This is a genomic window from Leclercia adecarboxylata (assembly GCF_006171285.1).
GTDB lineage: Bacteria > Pseudomonadota > Gammaproteobacteria > Enterobacterales > Enterobacteriaceae > Enterobacter > Enterobacter barmai.
Genome location: NZ_CP040889.1, coordinates 4,031,045 through 4,049,816 on the forward strand (window position 1 = coordinate 4,031,045; position 18,772 = coordinate 4,049,816).

18 protein-coding genes are annotated in these 18,772 nt (G+C 57.5%); 15 read left to right on the forward strand and 3 right to left on the reverse strand.

Annotated features, from left to right (window positions below; all coding sequences use genetic code 11):
• Positions 1 to 289: 289 nt before the first annotated feature.
• The 7 genes from FHN83_RS20990 (at position 290) to ves (ending at position 7,992) form a co-directional block, all read left to right on the forward strand.
• Positions 290 to 1,510, forward strand: coding sequence for an aspartate aminotransferase family protein (locus tag FHN83_RS20990; RefSeq protein WP_139564818.1), 1,221 nt, complete (start codon positions 290 to 292; stop codon positions 1,508 to 1,510).
• Positions 1,507 to 2,541, forward strand: coding sequence for an arginine N-succinyltransferase (gene astA, locus FHN83_RS20995; RefSeq protein ID WP_139564819.1), 1,035 nt, complete (start codon positions 1,507 to 1,509; stop codon positions 2,539 to 2,541). Before FHN83_RS20990 ends, astA begins: the two co-directional genes overlap by 4 nt.
• Entirely contained in the window at positions 2,538 to 4,025 is a 1,488-nt protein-coding gene (gene astD / locus FHN83_RS21000) for a succinylglutamate-semialdehyde dehydrogenase (RefSeq protein ID WP_139564820.1), read from the forward strand. The genes astA and astD overlap by 4 nt, the downstream gene beginning before the upstream one ends.
• Positions 4,012 to 5,337, forward strand: coding sequence for an N-succinylarginine dihydrolase (astB, locus tag FHN83_RS21005; RefSeq protein ID WP_139564821.1), 1,326 nt, complete (start codon positions 4,012 to 4,014; stop codon positions 5,335 to 5,337). The genes astD and astB overlap by 14 nt, the downstream gene beginning before the upstream one ends.
• A gap of 10 nt (positions 5,338 to 5,347) precedes the next feature.
• Positions 5,348 to 6,313: a succinylglutamate desuccinylase gene (gene astE / locus FHN83_RS21010; RefSeq protein WP_139564822.1), complete on the forward strand. Its 966-nt coding sequence runs from the start codon at positions 5,348 to 5,350 to the stop codon at positions 6,311 to 6,313.
• Between the two features lie 338 nt (positions 6,314 to 6,651).
• Entirely contained in the window at positions 6,652 to 7,140 is a 489-nt protein-coding gene (gene spy / locus FHN83_RS21015) for an ATP-independent periplasmic protein-refolding chaperone Spy (RefSeq protein ID WP_039029050.1), read from the forward strand.
• A 294-nt stretch (positions 7,141 to 7,434) separates the two neighbouring features.
• On the forward strand, positions 7,435 to 7,992 hold the full coding sequence (gene ves / locus FHN83_RS21020) for an environmental stress-induced protein Ves (protein WP_138368773.1): 558 nt from the start codon (positions 7,435 to 7,437) through the stop codon (positions 7,990 to 7,992).
• On the opposite strand, the gene cho is transcribed toward ves, so the two are convergent.
• Together cho and nadE are read right to left on the reverse strand one after the other, a co-directional pair.
• Positions 7,961 to 8,848 carry an excinuclease Cho gene (gene cho, locus FHN83_RS21025; RefSeq protein ID WP_176556508.1) on the reverse strand — a complete coding sequence of 296 codons (888 nt, stop codon included), beginning with the start codon at positions 8,846 to 8,848 and terminating at the stop codon, positions 7,961 to 7,963. The two genes, ves and cho, sit on opposite strands and share 32 nt — an antisense overlap.
• Positions 8,849 to 8,933: 85 nt before the next feature.
• A complete protein-coding gene (gene nadE, locus FHN83_RS21030) occupies positions 8,934 to 9,761 on the reverse strand; it encodes an ammonia-dependent NAD(+) synthetase (RefSeq protein WP_039029053.1) in 828 nt (275 codons plus the stop codon).
• Between the two features lie 231 nt (positions 9,762 to 9,992).
• Between nadE and osmE the strand changes: the two genes are divergently transcribed.
• The 7 genes from osmE (at position 9,993) to chbG (ending at position 15,843) form a co-directional block, all read left to right on the forward strand.
• On the forward strand, positions 9,993 to 10,334 hold the full coding sequence (gene osmE / locus FHN83_RS21035) for an osmotically-inducible lipoprotein OsmE (RefSeq protein WP_039029054.1): 342 nt from the start codon (positions 9,993 to 9,995) through the stop codon (positions 10,332 to 10,334).
• A 275-nt stretch (positions 10,335 to 10,609) separates the two neighbouring features.
• Positions 10,610 to 10,927 (forward strand): PTS N,N'-diacetylchitobiose transporter subunit IIB, encoded by a 318-nt coding sequence (gene chbB, locus FHN83_RS21040; protein ID WP_039029055.1) that lies wholly within the window; start codon positions 10,610 to 10,612, stop codon positions 10,925 to 10,927.
• Between the two features lie 84 nt (positions 10,928 to 11,011).
• Positions 11,012 to 12,370: a PTS N,N'-diacetylchitobiose transporter subunit IIC gene (chbC, locus tag FHN83_RS21045; protein WP_039029056.1), complete on the forward strand. Its 1,359-nt coding sequence runs from the start codon at positions 11,012 to 11,014 to the stop codon at positions 12,368 to 12,370.
• Between the two features lie 46 nt (positions 12,371 to 12,416).
• A complete protein-coding gene (gene chbA, locus FHN83_RS21050; protein ID WP_039029057.1) occupies positions 12,417 to 12,770 on the forward strand; it encodes a PTS N,N'-diacetylchitobiose transporter subunit IIA in 354 nt (117 codons plus the stop codon).
• 28 nt (positions 12,771 to 12,798) lie between these two features.
• Positions 12,799 to 13,617, forward strand: coding sequence for a transcriptional regulator ChbR (chbR, locus tag FHN83_RS21055; RefSeq protein WP_139564823.1), 819 nt, complete (start codon positions 12,799 to 12,801; stop codon positions 13,615 to 13,617).
• Positions 13,618 to 13,720: 103 nt separating this feature from the next.
• Positions 13,721 to 15,076: a 6-phospho-beta-glucosidase gene (locus FHN83_RS21060; protein WP_139564824.1), complete on the forward strand. Its 1,356-nt coding sequence runs from the start codon at positions 13,721 to 13,723 to the stop codon at positions 15,074 to 15,076.
• An 11-nt stretch (positions 15,077 to 15,087) separates the two neighbouring features.
• Positions 15,088 to 15,843, forward strand: a complete 756-nt coding sequence (gene chbG / locus FHN83_RS21065; protein WP_139564825.1) for a chitin disaccharide deacetylase — start codon at positions 15,088 to 15,090, stop codon at positions 15,841 to 15,843.
• A gap of 97 nt (positions 15,844 to 15,940) precedes the next feature.
• On the opposite strand, the gene katE is transcribed toward chbG, so the two are convergent.
• Complete coding sequence (gene katE / locus FHN83_RS21070) at positions 15,941 to 18,199, reverse strand: catalase HPII (RefSeq protein ID WP_139564826.1); 2,259 nt, start codon at positions 18,197 to 18,199, stop codon at positions 15,941 to 15,943.
• 197 nt (positions 18,200 to 18,396) lie between these two features.
• Here katE and cedA point away from each other — a divergent pair, with 197 nt between their 5' ends.
• Positions 18,397 to 18,651, forward strand: a complete 255-nt coding sequence (cedA, locus tag FHN83_RS21075) for a cell division activator CedA (protein WP_139564827.1) — start codon at positions 18,397 to 18,399, stop codon at positions 18,649 to 18,651.
• Positions 18,652 to 18,772 lie beyond the last annotated feature (121 nt).

Here is an 18,772-nt window from a genome sequence, read left to right on the forward strand (position 1 = left end):
CGTAAAAGCTATACAAATTTCGCGAGCGATCACAATTCCAGAATTATATTTGGCCTATGCATAATATTTCTGTTTTTCCTTCGGTAAAGCGCCGCTTGTTGTAAAAATATTCACTTTTTATGCAATAACAGTGAATAACTCCATATTGTAACCTGTTGATATTTCGTTACCTCATCCCGTTTATGCATTTTTATCGCTGGCTGGCACGAACGCTGCAATCTACATTCACAGGGCAAACACATAAATATTTAACATTTTATCAACCTTTTATTTACCGGATGAGGTCGCTATGTCTCTGTCAGTTACGCGTGAAAACTTTGATGAATGGATGATGCCGGTTTACGCCCCGGCGGCTTTTATTCCGGTACGGGGAGAGGGCTCGCGCCTGTGGGATCAACAGGGTAAAGAGTATATCGACTTCGCCGGCGGTATTGCGGTCAATGCCCTGGGACACGCCCATCCGGCCCTGCGTCAGGCGCTGAACGACCAGGCGGCGAAGTTCTGGCATACCGGCAACGGCTACACCAACGAACCCGCGCTGCGTCTGGCGAAAAAACTGATCGACGCCACCTTTGCGGAAAAAGTGTTCTTCTGTAACTCGGGCGCGGAGGCCAACGAAGCCGCGCTGAAACTGGCGCGCAAATATGCTCACGATAACTTCGGCAGCCAGAAGAGCGGCATTGTGGCCTTCAAAAATGCCTTCCACGGTCGCACCCTGTTTACCGTCAGCGCCGGCGGGCAGCCTTCCTATTCCCAGGACTTCGCGCCGTTGCCGCCGGATATCCGCCACGCGGTCTATAACGATCTGCAGTCTGCCAGCGAGTTGATTGACGATACCACCTGCGCGGTGATCGTCGAGCCGATGCAGGGTGAAGGCGGCGTGCTGCCCGGGGATAAAGTCTTCCTGCAGGGGCTGCGCGAGCTGTGCGATCGTCACAACGCGGTGCTCATTTTTGACGAAGTGCAGACCGGCGTCGGGCGCACTGGCGAGCTGTATGCCTATATGCACTATGGCGTCACGCCGGATGTGCTCTCTACCGCCAAGGCGCTGGGCGGCGGCTTCCCGGTCGGGGCAATGCTGACCACCGACAAATTTGCCCGCGTGATGACCGTCGGTACCCACGGCACCACCTACGGCGGCAACCCGCTGGCGTCGGCGGTGGCAGGTCAGGTGCTGGATATCATCAACACCCCGGAAGTGCTGAACGGCGTGAAGCAGCGTCACGACTGGTTCGTCGAGCGTCTGCAGGCCATTAACAGCAAAACCGGCCTGTTCAAAGAAATTCGCGGTCTGGGGCTGCTGATCGGTTGTGTACTCACGGACGAATTCGCCGGAAAAGCTAAACTTATTTCACAGGAAGCGGCAAAAGCGGGCGTGATGGTGTTGATCGCCGGGGCTAACGTGGTGCGGTTTGCGCCTGCGCTGATTGTCAGCGAAGAAGAGGTGCGGACCGGGTTAGATCGCTTTGCGCTGGCCTGTGAACAGGTGAAGTCCGGGGTGTCATCATGATGGTCATCCGTCCCATTGAGCGCGGTGATTTACCCGCCCTCATGCAGCTTGCCGGTAAGACGGGAGGCGGGCTGACCTCGCTTCCCATTGATGAAAATACGCTCTCGGCGCGCATCGAGCGCTCCATCGAGACCTGGCAAGGGACGCTGCCGAAAGGCGAACAGGGTTATGTGTTTGTGCTGGAAGATACTGACACCGGCACCGTCGCGGGGATCTGCGCCATTGAGGTGGCGGTGGGCCTGAACGATCCCTGGTACAACTACCGCGTGGGCACGCTGGTGCATGCCTCGAAAGAGCTGAACGTCTACAACGCGCTGCCGACGCTGTTTCTCAGTAACGATCACACCGGCAGCAGCGAACTGTGCTCGCTGTTTCTCGACCCGTCATGGCGCAAGGAGGGCAACGGCTATCTGCTCTCCAAATCGCGCTTTCTCTTTATGGCCGCCTTCCGCGATCGCTTTAACGAAAAAGTGGTCGCCGAGATGCGCGGCGTGATCGACGAAACCGGCTTCTCACCGTTCTGGAAAAGCCTGGGCGAGCGTTTCTTCTCCATGGAGTTCAGCAAGGCGGACTACCTGTGCGGCACCGGGCAGAAAGCCTTTATCGCCGAACTGATGCCGAAACACCCCATCTATACCCATTTCCTCAGCCCCGAGGCGCAGGCGGTGATTGGCGAAGTGCATCCGCACACTGCCCCGGCACGCGCGGTGCTGGAAAAAGAGGGCTTCCGCTACCGCAACTATGTCGACATCTTCGACGGCGGCCCGACCCTGGAGTGCGATATTGACCGGGTGCGGGCGATCCGTAAAAGCCGTCTGGTGGAGGTGGCCGAGGGCCAGCCTGCGCCGGGGGAATTTCCCGCCTGCCTGGTGGCAAACGAGCAGTATGACCATTTCCGCGCCACGCTGATCCGCGTGGACCCTGATTGTGAACGTCTGGTGCTGACCCCTGCGCAGCTGGATGCCCTGAAATGCCGCGCTGGCGATCGTATTCGCATGGTGCGCCTGTGCCCCGAGGAGAAATCGGTATGAACTTATGGATTAACGGCGACTGGGTCACCGGCGAAGGTGAGCAACGCAGCAAACACAACCCGGTAGGCCAGGAGTTGCTGTGGCAGGGGGCGGACGCCAGCCCGGCGCAGGTTGAACAGGCCTGCCGCGCGGCGCGCAGCGCTTTCCCCGGCTGGGCGAAGCAGCCGTTCAGCGCCCGCCAGGCGATTGTCGAGAAATTTGCTGCCCTGCTGGAGGCGAATAAACAGGAGCTGACCAGCATTATTGCCCGCGAAACCGGCAAGCCGCGCTGGGAGGCGGCGACCGAAATCACCGCCATGATCAACAAGGTCGCCATTTCGATAAAGGCCTACCACACCCGCACCGGCGAGCAGCGCACCGAGATGGCAGACGGTGCCGCCACGCTGCGCCATCGCCCGCACGGCGTGCTGGCCGTGTTTGGCCCCTATAACTTCCCCGGCCATCTGCCGAACGGCCACATCGTGCCCGCGCTGCTGGCGGGCAACACCCTGATCTTCAAGCCGAGCGAGCTGACGCCGTGGAGCGGTGAGGCGGTAGTCAAACTGTGGGAGCAGGCCGGGCTGCCGCCGGGCGTGCTTAATCTGGTGCAGGGCGGACGCGAAACCGGCCAGGCCCTGAGCGCCCTCGGCGACATCGACGGGCTGCTGTTTACCGGCAGCGCCGGGACCGGCTACCAGCTGCATCGCCAGCTCGCCGGTCAGCCGGAAAAAATTCTGGCTCTTGAGATGGGCGGCAACAATGCGCTAATCGTTGACGACCCGTCGGATATCGACGCCGCGGTTCACCTGACGATCCAGTCAGCCTTTATTACCGCCGGGCAGCGCTGCACCTGCGCCCGTCGCCTGCTGGTAAAAAGCGGGGCAGAAGGCGATGCCTTCCTGGCCCGTCTGGTCGAAGTGAGCGGACGCCTGCTGCCGGGCGCGTGGGATGCCAGCGACCAGCCGTTTATCGGCGGGCTGATTTCCGAGCAGGCGGCAAAAAATGTCTATCACGCCTGGCGGGAGCATGTCGCCCGTGGGGGCCAGTCGCTGCTGGAACCGCGTCTGGTGAAAGCGGGCACCTCCTTACTGACCTCGGCCATTGTTGAGATGACCGGCGTGCGCGACGTGCCGGATGAAGAGGTCTTTGGCCCACTGCTGTGCGTCTGGCGCTACGACGATTTTGACCAGGCCATCGCCATGGCGAACGCCACGCGCTACGGCCTGTCCTGTGGGCTGATCTCCCCGGATCGCGAGCGCTTTGACCAGCTTCTGCTGGAGGCCCGCGCCGGGATCGTCAACTGGAATAAACCGCTTACCGGCGCGGCCAGTACCGCACCTTTTGGCGGGGTGGGGGCATCCGGCAACCACCGCGCCAGCGCCTGGTATGCGGCAGATTACTGCGCCTGGCCGATGGCGAGCCTCGAGACAGCCGCCATCGTCCTGCCGGAGCAGCTGAATCCGGGTCTCGATTTTACACGGGAGAAGCGTCATGAAAGCGCGTGAAGTTAACTTCGACGGGCTGGTGGGGCTGACCCACCACTACGCCGGACTGTCGTTCGGCAATGAGGCCTCTACAAAGCACCGCTTTCAGATCTCCAACCCACGGCTGGCGGCGAAGCAGGGTCTGTTAAAGATGAAGGCGCTGGCCGATGCGGGCTTCCCTCAGGCGGTGATCCCGCCCCAGGAGCGGCCCAACGTCGGCGTGCTGCGTCAGCTTGGCTTTACCAGCACGGACGAGCAGGTGGTGGAAAAGGCGGGCACCCAGATGCCGCAGCTTCTCTCCGCCGCCAGCTCAGCTTCCTCTATGTGGGTGGCTAACGCCGCCACGGTGGCCCCGTCTGCGGATACGCTCGACGGGAAAGTGCATCTGACGGTGGCGAATCTTAACAACAAGTTTCACCGCGCCAGTGAGGCCGGCACCACGGAACAGGTACTGCGCGCCATCTTCCGCGATGAATCCCGCTTCAGCGTGCATACGGCGCTGCCGCAGGTGGCGATGTTCGGCGACGAAGGGGCGGCCAACCATAACCGTCTCGGCGGCGATTACGGCGAGCCGGGTCTGCAGCTGTTTATCTATGGCCGTGACGAGGGGGCTGGCCGTGCGCCTGCCCGCTACCCGGCCCGCCAGACCCTGGCCGCAAGCCAGGCCGTGGCCCGCCTGAATCAGGTCAATCCGGGGCAACTGATGTTTGCCCAGCAAAACCCGCTGGTGATTGACCAGGGTGTGTTCCATAACGACGTGATTGCGGTATCAAATCGTCAGGTGCTGTTCTGCCACGAGCAGGCGTTTGTCGATCAGCCCGCGTTGTTGCAGTCCCTGCGCGATCGCGTGCCCGGCTTTATGCCTATTGTGGTGCCGACCGGGGCGGTCCCGGTGCAGGACGCGGTGGCAACCTACCTGTTTAACAGCCAGCTTTTGAGCCGCGACGACGGCAGCATGATGCTGGTTCTGCCCCAGGAGTCGCAGAACCACCCGGGCGTCTGGCGCTACCTGAGCCAGCTGGTGGCAGAGGATAACCCCATCAGCGAGCTGCGGGTGTTCGATCTGCGTGAAAGCATGGCCAACGGTGGCGGTCCGGCGTGTCTGCGCCTGCGCGTGGTGCTGACCACCGAAGAGCAGCGGGCGGTGAACCCGGCGGTGATGATGAACGATACCCTGTTCAACACGCTTAACGACTGGGTGGATCGCTACTATCGCGACCGTCTGACCCAGGCCGATCTGATCGACCCGCTGCTGCTGCGGGAAGGGCGCGAGGCGCTGGATGCCCTGACGCGCATTTTGCAGCTCGGCTCCGTCTATCCGTTCCAGCAATAAAGGAGGCGTTATGGAAAACTTTCTGGCGCTGACGATGGCCGATGAACCCCCCGCCCAGCGCGAAGGCAACGGGGCGTCGTTTCACTGGCGCTGGCTGGCACGCGGCGTGCTGGAGCTAATCCCGGAGGCGGCAAGCGAGCGCGCCCTGGTGCTTTCTGCCGGGATCCACGGCAACGAAACGGCCCCGGTGGAGATTGTCGACCTGCTGGTCAGGGCGCTGTTTCGCGGTGAACTGACCCTGCGCTGCCGTCTGCTGGTCATCTACGGCAATCCTCCGGCGCTGCGGGCCGACAAGCGCTACCTGACCTGCGACATCAATCGCCTGTTCAGCGGGCGCGGAGCGCAGTTCCCGGCCTGCGATGAGACCGAACGGGCGGCGTTGCTGGAGACGCTGGTTGAAGCCTTTTACCAGCAGGCGGGGGCCGATCGCTGGCATCTCGATCTGCATACCGCCATTCGTGCCTCTTATCATGAGCGATTTGGTGTGTTGCCCCAGCGCAGTCAGCCCTGGGACGAGGCCTTTATTGAGTGGCTGGGGGATGCCGGGCTTGAAGCGCTGGTGTTTCATCAGGCACCGGGCGGTACCTTTACCCATTTCACCTGCGAGCGTTTTGGCGCGCTGGCCTGCACGCTGGAGCTGGGCAAGGCGCTGCCGTTCGGGCATAACGATCTGACGCGATTTGCCACCACCCATCAGGCGCTGCGGGCGTTGCTGAGCGGTGTGGCCTCGACGCCGCACGCTGAGCCGGTGGAGCAGTATCGGGTGGTGCAGCAGATCACCCGGCGCAGCGAGGCATTTGTCCTGCATATGGCCGGGCATACCCTCAACTTTACCCCTTTCCGCCAGGGCGTTTTACTGGCAGAGGATGGGGACGAGCGCTATGAGGTGCAAAAGCCGACCGAGTACGTGCTGTTCCCCAATCCGGCAGTGGCCTTTGGCTTACGCGCCGGGCTGATGCTGGAAAAAATCGGCTGATAAATACCTGGCCCCAATAAGCGCAACGCGGCGGGGCCGGTTATTCACGCACTCATTTCTTTATCACTGCTTTTATTACAGATTATTCCTGGCTGTTTGCTTTATTATTAATCTGTTTGTCGGTATACTCCTTCATAATCTCTTTAAAATCATGTTATTGCATATTTCTGTTTCAACTCTCCACGCTTTATCCTTATTTTCTCCATATTTGACGATAATTTGTTTTTTACACTTTCATTGTTTTACTGTTGCTCTGACTAATTGACGATAAACCCCGTAAAGTGAATCTCGTCAACACGGCATAGCGCCGAAGAATAACTGAAAGGAAGGACAAAATTATGCGTAAATTAACTGCACTGTTTGTTGCCTCTACCCTGGCTCTGGGCGCTACCAGCGCGGCATTCGCCGCAGATACCGCCACCACCACGGCAGCACCGACCGAAGGCAAAATGATGCATCACAAAGGTAAGCCGGGTATGCATCACGACATGATGTTTAAAGACCTGAACCTGACCGATGCGCAGAAACAGCAGGTTCGCGACATCATGAAAAGCCAGCGTGACCAGATGAAGCGTCCGCCGGTAGAAGAGCGCCGCGCAATGCATGACATCATCGCCAGCGACAGCTTCGATAAAGCGAAAGCCGAGGCGCAGGTAGATAAGATGGCCGAGCAGCATAAAGCCCGCATGCTGGCGCACATGGAAACCCAGAACAAGATCTACAACATTCTTACCCCGGAACAGAAAAAGCAGTTTAATGCCAATTTTGAGAAGCGTCTGACAGAACGTTCAGCGCCGGAAGGTAAAATGACCCCACCAGCCGAATAATCGGTTCAGCCATTCAAGACCGCCGGAGTCCTGTTCACCCAAGCGTATTCGCTGTGGACAGGTCCGGCGGTTTTTTCTTTTCCTGCCTCTTGCCAGCCGCCGCCATCCCGGTATTCTCCTGTTATCGATCTGCAGAATGTGTTTGAAATGTCTGACGTTACTTTTTTTCACCGTCGGACTAAGGCCCACCCGCACATCTGCCGATATTGATCCGCAGCGACCTAATGATAACAAACAATAAGCAACCGCCCCCGGCGGGATGCTCTGGCGCGCATTGCGCCATTTGGAGTGGTGATGGACTTTTTTGATATCCGCAAAATGCCGGTTAACCTCTGGCGCAACGGCGCAGGCGAGACGCGCGAAATATGCTGTTTCCCTCCTGCAACCCGGGACTTTACCTGGCGCGCCAGTATTGCGTCCCTTGCCAGCAACGGCGATTTTTCCGTTTCGCCCGGCATCGACCGGGTGATTACCCTGCTGGAAGGGGGTGAAGTGAAGCTGGATGGCGGGCAGGCGTTTAACCACACCCTGCGACGTCATCAGCCCTTCAGCTTTGCCGGAGAGTTGCCTGTCAAGGCGGAGCTGCTGGAAGGGCAGATGTCGATGGACTTTAACATCATGACCCGCCGGGACATCTGTCGGGCGAAGGTGCGGGTGGCGGATCGCACCTTCACCACCTTTGCGTCACGCGGCGGGGTGGTCTTTGTGCTGAGCGGGGCCTGGCAGTTGGGCGACAAACTGCTCACCGCCGACCAGGGCGCGTACTGGCATGACGGCGATCACACCCTGCGGCTGCTCAAGGCAGAGGGCACCCTGCTGTTCAGCGAGATTTTCTGGCTTCCAGGTCACTGAGCGGAATGATCTCATAGTTCCCGGCCAGCAGCGGCTTGCAGAGAATTTTATACCCATCCTGATCAAAACCGGCGGGGGCGCGCAGCAGTTCCGCCGCCTCGTCGAGGCTGTCCACCGCGCCCAGCCAGAGCCAGTTATGGATGATATGATAATGGGTCATCTCCGGGCGCGACTCTTTCAGCGCCACGGCGCAGTCCCACGGCCAGCAGGTGACGCCAATCGCCTGCAACCCTTCAACCAGCCGCTGCTGGTGATCCTCAACGCTCTCTTTTCCGCAGCACGCCCCCGCACAACGCTTCAGCGCCGAACGGAAACAGGCCCGCCCGCGGGTTAACGACTCAAGCCCCAGCAGGCCATAACAGAGCTGGCGCTCATCGGCCAGCGCCTGCAGGGTTTGCAGCGCCGCCCGGCGATTAGCAAACAGGCCAAACAGGTTCGGGGTGTGGGAGAAATCCACCTCCCGGGCATACACAATCTGCGGTTTTCCCTCGGTGATCTGCAGCGAGCAGAGCTGGCGATTGCGGCGTAACCGTTTATTGAACAGCGGCTGCTGCTCCTTGATTAAACGTGCTTCCAGCAGCAGCGCGCCCAGCTCACCGGCGGTTTGCGTCCAGGTGATCCGCCGGGACTGGCGCAGCATGGCGGCCTCGTCCGGGGTGCGCAGATGCGACAGCACCCGGCTGCGAATATTGACGCTCTTGCCGATATACAGGGGCATGGCGTCGCTTTCGCCATGAAAGAAGTAGACGCCAGGCTGTTTGGGCAGAGCCTCAAGCCACGGGCGAAGATGTTCGGGATATTCATAGATGGCGGCCGCTTCGAATTCAAGCCGCGGTGCCGATTGACGCCTGCTCACAACATACTCCTGATACTGTTCAGGCATACAGTGTAGCAGCAGTTATGTGGTTAAAAAAGAGGCGGCAGACGCCGCCCCTGCAGAATTACTGTTTCCAGAAGTCGTCGAATACCGTGATCGGCGGACGACGTTTGTGCTCGGTCTTCAGGTACCAGCCTTCAATAATGCGGGCGGTGCCTTCGTCCAGGGTCTTGCCTTCCAGATAATCATCAATGTTTTCATAGGTCACGCCCAGCGCGGCTTCGTCTGGCAGGGAAGGGCGATCGTCTTCCAGGTCCGCGGTTGGGGCTTTCTTATACAGATGCTCCGGGCAGCCCAGCGCGGCCAGCAGCTGTTTGCCCTGGCGCTTGTTGAGACGGAACAGCGGGTTGATGTCGGTGCCGCCGTCGCCATATTTGGTGAAGAAGCCGGTCAGCGCCTCTGCGGCATGGTCGGTACCCACCACCACGCCGCTGGTCATCCCGGCGATGCTGTACTGGGCTTTCATACGCTCGCGGGCTTTTTCGTTGCCGCGGACAAAATCGCTCAGCTCAATGCCGGCTTCACGCAGCGCTTTTTCGCTGGCCAGCACCGCTTCTTTAATGTTCACGGTCAACACGCGATCGGGCTGAATAAAGGCGATGGCATCCTGGCAGTCCTGCTCGTCGAACTGTACGCCGTAGGGCAGGCGCACGGCGATAAACTGCAGGTCGTTGTTGCCTGTCTCTGCACGCAGTTCACTGATAGCCATCTGGCTCAGTTTACCGGCGAGAGTGGAGTCCTGCCCGCCGCTGATGCCCAGCACCAGCGTCTTCAGGAACGGGAAGCGGGTTAGATAGGATTTTAAAAAATCAACGCTGCGGCGGATCTCGTCTTCCGCATTGATGGTGGGTTTGGCACCCAGCGCCTGGATAATCTCTTGTTGTAGAGCCATCTGGCCCCTCCGTTACACAAATTTGCCTGATGAATGTTCTGTTAAAGCTAACCTGTCATGCGGAAAACGACAAGGATCACAGATTTGAATGCAGCGAATTAGAGCGATTCAGCAGGTTATATTGGTTTTACAGGAATTTTCCTAAAAAACTCTGCCGTCACGCTTAGGGTTGAAAAATGTGGTTTTCTATTCCAGGCTTACTTAACACGCTGATAAACAAGAGGACGGAATATGAACAAGAACGTAGCAGGAATGTTAGGCGCAGCGGCTGTACTGACTTTACTGGCGGGCTGTACCGCCTATGACCGCACAACAGATCAGTTTAAAGAGCCAGTAGTAAAAGACGTTAAAAAAGGGATGACCCGTGCTCAGGTTGAGCAGCTGGCCGGCAAGCCGTCATCAGAGGTGACGATGATCCACGCTCGCGGTACCTGCCAGACCTACATCCTGGGTCAACGGGATGGTAAAACCGAGACCTATTTTGTTGCATTAGATGACACAGGTCACGTTATGAACTCCGGCTATCAGACCTGTGCCGAATACGACACCGATCCACAGGCGCCTAAAGCCTAATCAGGCTCCTTCCTGAGCAGACAGACAAACCGGCCCTCTGGCCGGTTTTCTTTTTGCCGCCCCGCAATCTTATTTCTTATCGCGAATTATTTGCCTGAAATGTGAAGGCAGTCATAACCGCAGGTCAATGAGAGACAATTCCAAAACATTCTGGATTATCCCCAGCAATTCCCTTGCCGTATACTCATCCCATCAGACAGGCCAGCGAGACGAGACGCCAGGTAACGGCGCTGATATCGCGGCTAACGCGGTGGCCATATAAGAGGGAAGTCATTATGGAAAAGAAACATATCTATCTGTTTTGCTCAGCGGGCATGTCAACGTCACTGCTGGTGTCAAAGATGCGCGCGCAGGCAGAGAAGTACGAAGTGCCGGTTGTGATTGAAGCCTTCCCGGAAACCCTGGCGGGTGAGAAGGGCACCAGCGCAGACGTCGTGCTGCTGGGTCCGCAAATTGCGTATATGTTGCCGGAAATTCAACGTCTATTACCGAATAAACCGGTGGAAGTGATCGACTCTGTGCTGTACGGCAAAGTGGATGGTTTGGGTGTTCTTAAAGCTGCTGTAGCGGCGATTAAAAAAGCTGCTAATTAATTTAATTTTTTATTTTTCCCGTCAAAGAGCAATTTCACACACACTTACGCCGCAATATTATTGCGGCATTTAAGGGCATTTTCTATGAGTAGATTTATTGCTGCGCTTGAAAAGGTACTCCTTCCTTTTGCAGTTAAAATAGGAAAGCAACCGCATGTCAACGCCATTAAAAACGGTTTTATTAAGGTAATGCCGTTAACCCTGGCCGGTGCCATGTTCGTTTTAATTAACAACGTTTTTCTGAGCTTCGGTGATGGTTCATTTTTCTATTCATTAGGTGTTCGTTTAGATCCCTCAACTATTGAAACGTTAAATGGTTTCAAGGCCATCGGCGGCAATGTGTACAACGGTACGCTGGGTATTATGTCGCTGATGGCGCCTTTCTTTATCGGGATGGCGCTGGCGGAAGAGCGTAAAGTCGACTCGCTGGCCGCCGGTTTATTATCTGTCGCTGCCTTTATGACCGTGACCCCTTACAGCGTCGGTGAAGCTTACGCGGTGGGTGCCAACTGGCTGGGCGGGGCGAACATTATTTCCGGTATTGTGATCGGTCTGGTCGTGGCGGAAATGTTTACCTTTATTATTCGTCGCAACTGGGTGATCCGCTTGCCGGACAGCGTCCCGGCATCAGTGTCGCGCTCCTTCTCGGCGCTGATCCCAGGCTTCATTATTCTCTCCATCATGGGGACCATCGCCTGGGCGCTCTCTCACTGGGGCACCAACTTCCACCAGATCATTATGGATACCATCTCCACACCGCTGGCATCCATGGGTGGCGTGGTGGGCTGGGCTTACGTCATCTTCACCTCCCTGCTGTGGTTCTTCGGTGTTCACGGCTCTCTGGCGCTGGCCGCGCTGGACAGCGGCATCATGACCCCATGGGCGCTGGAAAACGTGGCACTCTACCAGCAGTACGGCTCCGTTGACGCGGCGCTGGCGGCAGGCAAGACCTTCCACGTCTGGGCGAAACCGATGCTCGACTCCTACATCTTCCTGGGCGGTACCGGGGCGACGCTGGGTCTGATTATCGCGGTGTTTATCACCTCCCGTCGTGCGGATCACCGTCAGGTGGCGAAACTGGCCCTGCCGTCAGGCATCTTCCAGATTAACGAGCCCATCCTGTTCGGTATGCCGATCATCATGAACCCGGTTATGTTCATTCCGTTCATCCTGGTGCAGCCGCTGCTGGCCGCCATTACCCTGACGGCGTATTACCTGGGCATTATCCCGCCTATCACCAACATCGCACCGTGGACGATGCCAGCCGGTCTGGGCGCCTTCTTCAACACCAACGGCAGCGTTGCGGCATTCCTGTTAGCGATATTCAACCTTGGTGTGGCAACCCTGCTCTACATGCCGTTCGTCGCCATCGCCAACAAGGCCCAGACCACAATTGATGAAGAAGAGAGCGAAGAAGATATCGCCCTCGCACTGAAATTCTGATGTCGTATGACGCGGGGCAACCCGCGTCAGTACAGGAGAACAAGAGATGTTTGATTTAGAGAATGTTGTAGCAGAGCCAGAAGACGTAGCAGAGAACGATCTTGAAGAAGTGGTGATGGGGCTTATCATCAACTCCGGACAGGCGCGCAGCCTGGCGTACGCGGCGCTGAAAAAAGCCAAGCAGGGCGATTTCGATTCCGCCAAAGAGATGATGGCCCAGTCGCGCACCGCGCTGAATGAAGCCCATCTGGTGCAAACAAAACTGATCGAAAGCGATCAGGGTGAAGGTAAAATGAAGGTGAGCCTGGTGCTGGTACACGCCCAGGACCATCTGATGACCTCCATGCTGGCCCGTGAGCTGGTGGCGGAACTCATCGAACTTCACGAGAAAATGCAGTAAATCAGTCTGATAGCAGGAGGTCAGCACCATGGAAATCACTACCGCCCGGGAACAACAGCTGTTCAATGGTAAAAATTTTCATGTGTTTATCTACAACAAGGTGGAGAGCATCAGCGGTCTGCATCAGCATGACTACTATGAGTTCACCATTGTGCTGACCGGCCGCTATTATCAGGAGATCAACGGCAAGCGGGTGCTGCTGGAGCGCGGGGACTTTGTCTTTATCCCGATGGGGTCGCACCATCAGAGCTTTTATGATTTTGGCGCCACGCGCATTCTCAACGTCGGCATCAGTAAACGCTTCTTCGAAACCCACTACTCGCCGCTGCTGCCGTTCTGCTTTGTCGCCTCGCAGGTTTATCACGTTAAAAGTGAATTCCTGAACTGGATCGACACCGTGATTGCCTCGCTTAACTTCCGTGACAATGAGTTCGATGAATTTATTGAAACGGTGACCTTTTACGTCGTCAACCGCCTTCGCCACTATCGCGAAGAGCAGCAGGCAACTGACGATATCCCGCAATGGCTGCGCACCACCGTTGAAATGATGCACGACAAGCTGCGTTTTGGTGAAAACGCGCTGGAGAATATGGTGGCGCTGTCGGGTAAATCACAGGAATACCTGACCCGCGCGACCCAGCGTTATTATCAGAAAACGCCGGTGCAGATTATTAATGAAATACGGATCAATTTCGCCAGAAAACAGCTGGAAATTACCAACTATTCGGTGACGGATATTGCTTACGAATCCGGTTACAGCAGTCCGAGTCTGTTTATTAAGACCTTTAAGAAATTGACCTCATTTACACCTAACAGCTACCGGAAAAACCTCACGGTTATTAATTAACGTCCGGCGGTGTTACCGCCGGGAATATTGATTTAAATGATTGCCCAAAATAGATGGGAAGGGACCGCTATACTCAAAAAGCGGATCGCCCAGGGAGAATATTATGCAAAAGAAACTTAAAGTAGTGACCATCGGCGGCGGAAGCAGCTATACCCCGGAATTACTGGAAGGCTTCCTCAAGCGTTACCATGAACTGCCGGTCAGCGAATTGTGGCTGGTTGACGTGGCCGAGGGCCAGGAGAAGCTGGATATTATTTTTGACCTCTGCCAGCGCATGGTGAAAAAAGCGGGCGTGCCGATGACCGTGCATAAAACCCTCGACCGCCGCCAGGCGCTAAAGGATGCCGATTTCGTCACCACCCAGCTGCGCGTCGGCCAGCTGAAGGCCCGCGAGCTGGATGAGAGTATCCCGCTGAGCTACGGCTATCTGGGCCAGGAGACCAACGGGGCTGGCGGCCTGTTCAAAGGGCTGCGTACCATTCCGGTGGTGTTCGACATCATTAAAGACGTGCAGGAGATCTGCCCGCAGGCGTGGGTGATCAACTTCACCAACCCGGCCGGAATGGTGACCGAAGCGGTTTATCGCCACACGGATTTCAAACGCTTTATCGGCGTCTGCAACATTCCTATCGGCATGAAGATGTTTATTCGCGACGTGCTGGCCCTGACCGACAGCGACGAGCTTTCCATCGACCTGTTTGGCCTGAACCACATGGTGTTCATCAAAGACGTACTGGTTAACGGCAAGTCTCGCTTCGCGGAGCTGCTGGACGGCGTGGCGAGCGGCACCCTGAAAGCCAGTTCGGTGAAGAACATTTTTGACCTGCCGTTCAGCGAAGGGCTGATCCGCTCCCTGAACCTGCTCCCGTGCTCCTATCTGCTTTACTACTTTAAGCTGAAAGAGATGCTGGCGATCGAGATGGGCGAATACTACAAAGGCGGCGCCCGCGCGCAGGTCGTACAGAAGGTAGAAAAACAGCTGTTCGATCTGTACAAGAACCCGGATCTTAACGTGAAGCCGAAAGAGCTGGAGCAGCGCGGCGGGGCTTACTACTCCGACGCGGCCTGCGAAGTGATCAACGCCATCTACAACGACAAGCAGGCGGAACACTACGTCAACGTGCCGCACCACGGCCACATTGATAATATTCCGGCGGACTGGGCGGTGGAGATGACCTGTATTCTGGGCCGCGACGGCGCGAAGCCGCATCCTCGTCTGACCCATTTCGATGACAAGGTGATGGGGCTTATCCACACCATCAAGGGCTTTGAGGTGGCGGCAAGCCAGGCGGCCATCAGCGGCGAGCTGAACGACGTGCTGCTGGCGCTGAACCTGAGCCCGCTGGTGCAATCCGATCGCGATGCCGAGAAGCTGGCGTGCGACCTGATTCTGGCCCATGAAAAATGGCTGCCGAACTTCGCTGCTACCGTCGATAAACTGAAAAGCGAGCAGCACTGAGAGGGATCGCTATGGAATATCTGCTGATCGTCAATGCCGATGATTTTGGCCTCTCAAAAGGGCAGAACTACGGCATTCTGGACGCCTGTCGGAACGGGGTGGTGACCTCCACCACCGCGATGGTTAACGGCGATGCCGTTGAGCACGCTGCGGCGCTGAGCCGGGATCTGCCTGAGCTGGGGGTAGGCATGCACTTTGTGCTGACCCTCGGCATGCCGCTGACCTCCATGCCGGGGCTGACCCGGGACGGCGTGCTCGGCAAGTGGATCTGGGAGATGGCAGAGCAGGGGACGCTGCCGCTGGAGGAGATTGCCCGCGAGCTGGACTGTCAGTTCAATCGCTTCGTCGATCTCTTCGGGCGCGAACCGACCCATATCGACAGCCATCACCATGTGCACATGATCCCGGCCATCTTCCCGCTGGTGGCCGAATTTGCCCGTCGCAAAGGGGTGGCATTACGGGTGGATCCTCAGGTTGAAGGGATCGAACGGGATGCCGGCCTGCCGCCTACCACCGACGGCTTCAGCAGCGCGTTCTATGGCGATGACATCAGTGAAGCGCTGTTTTTGCGCGTGCTGGATGAGTCAGTGCTGAAGGGAGAGCGCTCGCTGGAGGTGATGGCACATCCGGCGTTTATCGATAACACCATCCGTAAAAGCGCCTACTGCTGGCCGCGACTGACGGAGCTGGACGTGCTCACCTCGACATCGCTGAAATATGCCATTGCCGAGCGCGGGTACCGGTTGGGAACGTTCAGGGATCTGTGAGGAAACGCCGGGTGGCGCTTGCGCTTACCCGGCCTACAATGTCTACAAAAGCACCGAAACGTAGGCCGGGTAAGGCGTAGCCGCCACCCGGCTTTTTTTACGCCGGAATGGCCGCGATTTTACTGCTGCGGGACCACACCCGGTGCGCCGCCATCAGCAGCGTCAGTTCATCCATAAACGCGCCTGCCGCCGTATCGCCTTCGATAATACCTTCTTCGCCCTGATCTGCCACCTTCAGCAGCGGCTTGAACTGACGGGCATCGCCTGCCAGCGCAATCGGCTTGAGGTGCTTATAGGCTTCCAGCAGATAATAGGCCGCATCGCCGTTAGTGAGCAGACCCTGAATATCCCCGCACGGCACCACCACCGCATCCACGGTCAGCGACGGAGAACCGGCGAAGGTTCCGGCCACCGGCAGCACCGAGCCGTCGTCGGCAATGACTTCACCCATTCGCGAGTAGAGCAGCTTCGCATGCACGCCTTTGGCCTTCAGCGCCTGCAGCACCGCCAGCACATCGCTGGCGCGAGGCTTATCGTTCAGCAACACGGCCACCACGCGACCTTTGATATCGCCGCCGGGAACGGCATACAGGCTGAGGGACGGATCCTTTTTCAAGCCGTTCACATCCTGCGGCGGAACAAGGTTGCGCTGCTCGTCGGTCAGGGTGATACCCAGATTGTCCGCCACGCCCTGGGCCAGGGTGATATCAATATGCGCCAGCTGATCCACCACCCGCTCGCGGATGTAGGTGCGCACCACCTTGCTCAGCTCAAAGCTGAAGGCACCGATAATATGCTCCTGCTCCACCGGCGTCTGGCTGTGCCAGAACAGGCGTGGGTGGGCGTAGTATTCGGCGAAGGAGGGGCTGCGCTCGCGGATTTTGGTCCCTTCCACGCGCTCCTGGTACGACTCAAAGCCGCCGCGTTTTGGCCCCGGAGGGGTTTCGCGCGGCCAGTTGTCGTTGATTGAGTTCGGCTCGTAGTTGGCCGGGTTGGTGTCGATCTCCATGCGGTGCATCCCGTCCCGCTGGAAGTTATGGTAGGGACAGGTTGGTTTGTTGATCGGGATTTCGTGGAAGTTCGGCCCGCCGAGGCGGCTGATCTGCGTATCGGTGTAGGAGAACAGACGCCCCTGCAGCAGCGGGTCGTTAGTGAAGTCCAGCCCCGGAACGATATGCCCCGGGTGGAAGGCGGCCTGTTCGTTCTCGGCAAAGAAGTTGTCCGGGTTACGGTTGAGCACCATTTTGCCCACCAGCTGCACCGGCACCAGCTCCTCGGGGATCAGCTTGGTAGGGTCGAGAAGATCAAAGTCGAATTTGAACTCGTCCTCTTCCGGGATCAACTGGAAACCGAGCTCAAATTCCGGGAAGTCGCCCGCCTCAATGGATTCCCAGAGATCGCGGCGGTGGAAGTCCGGATCGCGCCCGGTAAGCTTCTGCGCCTCATCCCACACCAGCGAGGCTTTACCGGCCACCGGCTTCCAGTGGAAGCGCACAAAGGTGGCTTTGCCTTCGGCATTGATCAGGCGGAAGGTGTGGATGCCAAAGCCTTCCATGGTGCGATAGCTGCGCGGAATACCGCGGTCAGACATCGCCCACATCACGTTGTGCAGGGTTTCCGGCTGCAGGGAGACATAATCCCAGAAGGTGTCGTGCGCGCTCTGACCCTGCGGGATCGCCCAGTGCGGCTCTGGTTTTACCGCGTGTACAAAATCGGGGAACTTGTGTGCGTCCTGAATAAAGAAGATCGGCGTGTTGTTGCCCACCAGATCAAAAACGCCCTCTTCGGTGTAAAACTTGGTGGCGAAGCCGCGAATGTCACGCACCGTATCGGCGGAGCCTGCGCCGCCCTGCACCGTAGAGAAACGGACAAAGACCGGGGTAATTTTATCCGGGTCGGAGAGGAAATCGGCTTTAGTTAAATCGCTCAGGTTTTTATACGGCTGAAAATAGCCGTGCGCGGCCGAACCACGGGCGTGCACAATACGCTCCGGGATGCGCTCATGGTCAAAGTGAGTGATCTTCTCCCGCAGGATAAAGTCTTCCAGCAGGGTCGGGCCGCGGGTTCCGGCGCGCAGGGAGTTCTGATCGTCCGCGATGCGCACCCCCTGGTTAGTGGTCAGCGGGAAGTTCTCGCCGCCTTTGCGGACTTCATCCAGCGCATTCAGTTTCTGGTTGCCGGTATCGGGTGCCTTCAGGCTGCCGGGCGCTGTGGGCTCCTGGCCCGGTGGCGTAGGGACCGGGCTGGCGAGGTGAGAACCGTCCGCCGGGGCCAGCGAGTCCATTCCGGGCTCTGCTTCATGGGCGTCGTGAAGCGGGGATTGTTCGGGTTTATGTGTCTTATCATTTTGCGACATTGCACTCGTCTCCTGTTTTCATTGCTGAAACGCGGTCGTATTTGCCTTAAAACCCAATAACTATAGAACATTAAGGGTTATAAGCTGGGTGAATACCCAATTTCGGACTACCGCTTACGCTTCAGCTGGCACGTGGGGCGCGACGCAGAAGGGGCAATCGGCTATGATAGGAATTTACTGATTTTTAAGTTTGTTTAGTGAACCCGCTGCTTATGAAACCTCTTCGCCAACAAAATCGTCCTGTAATCAGCTATCAGCCCCGCGTTGAACCCGCGCCGCCCGACCACGCCACTAAAATGGATGGCTTTCGTGACGTCTGGCTGTTACGCGGTAAATATGTGGCTTTTGTACTGATCGGCGAACGTTTTCGTCGTTCCCCGGCGTTTAATGTGCCGGAGTCTGCCCAGCGCTGGGCGGTTCAGGTCCGGCAGGACGAAGATATTCAGGATTAATTATTCTGTGTCATGGTGATCCCGTTAATTAACGGGATCACAGGATAATTATTGTCTATAGCAAATTATTGTTTTATTCCCATTGGGCATTAATTATTTTTTAAATTCATACCTTCTCTCT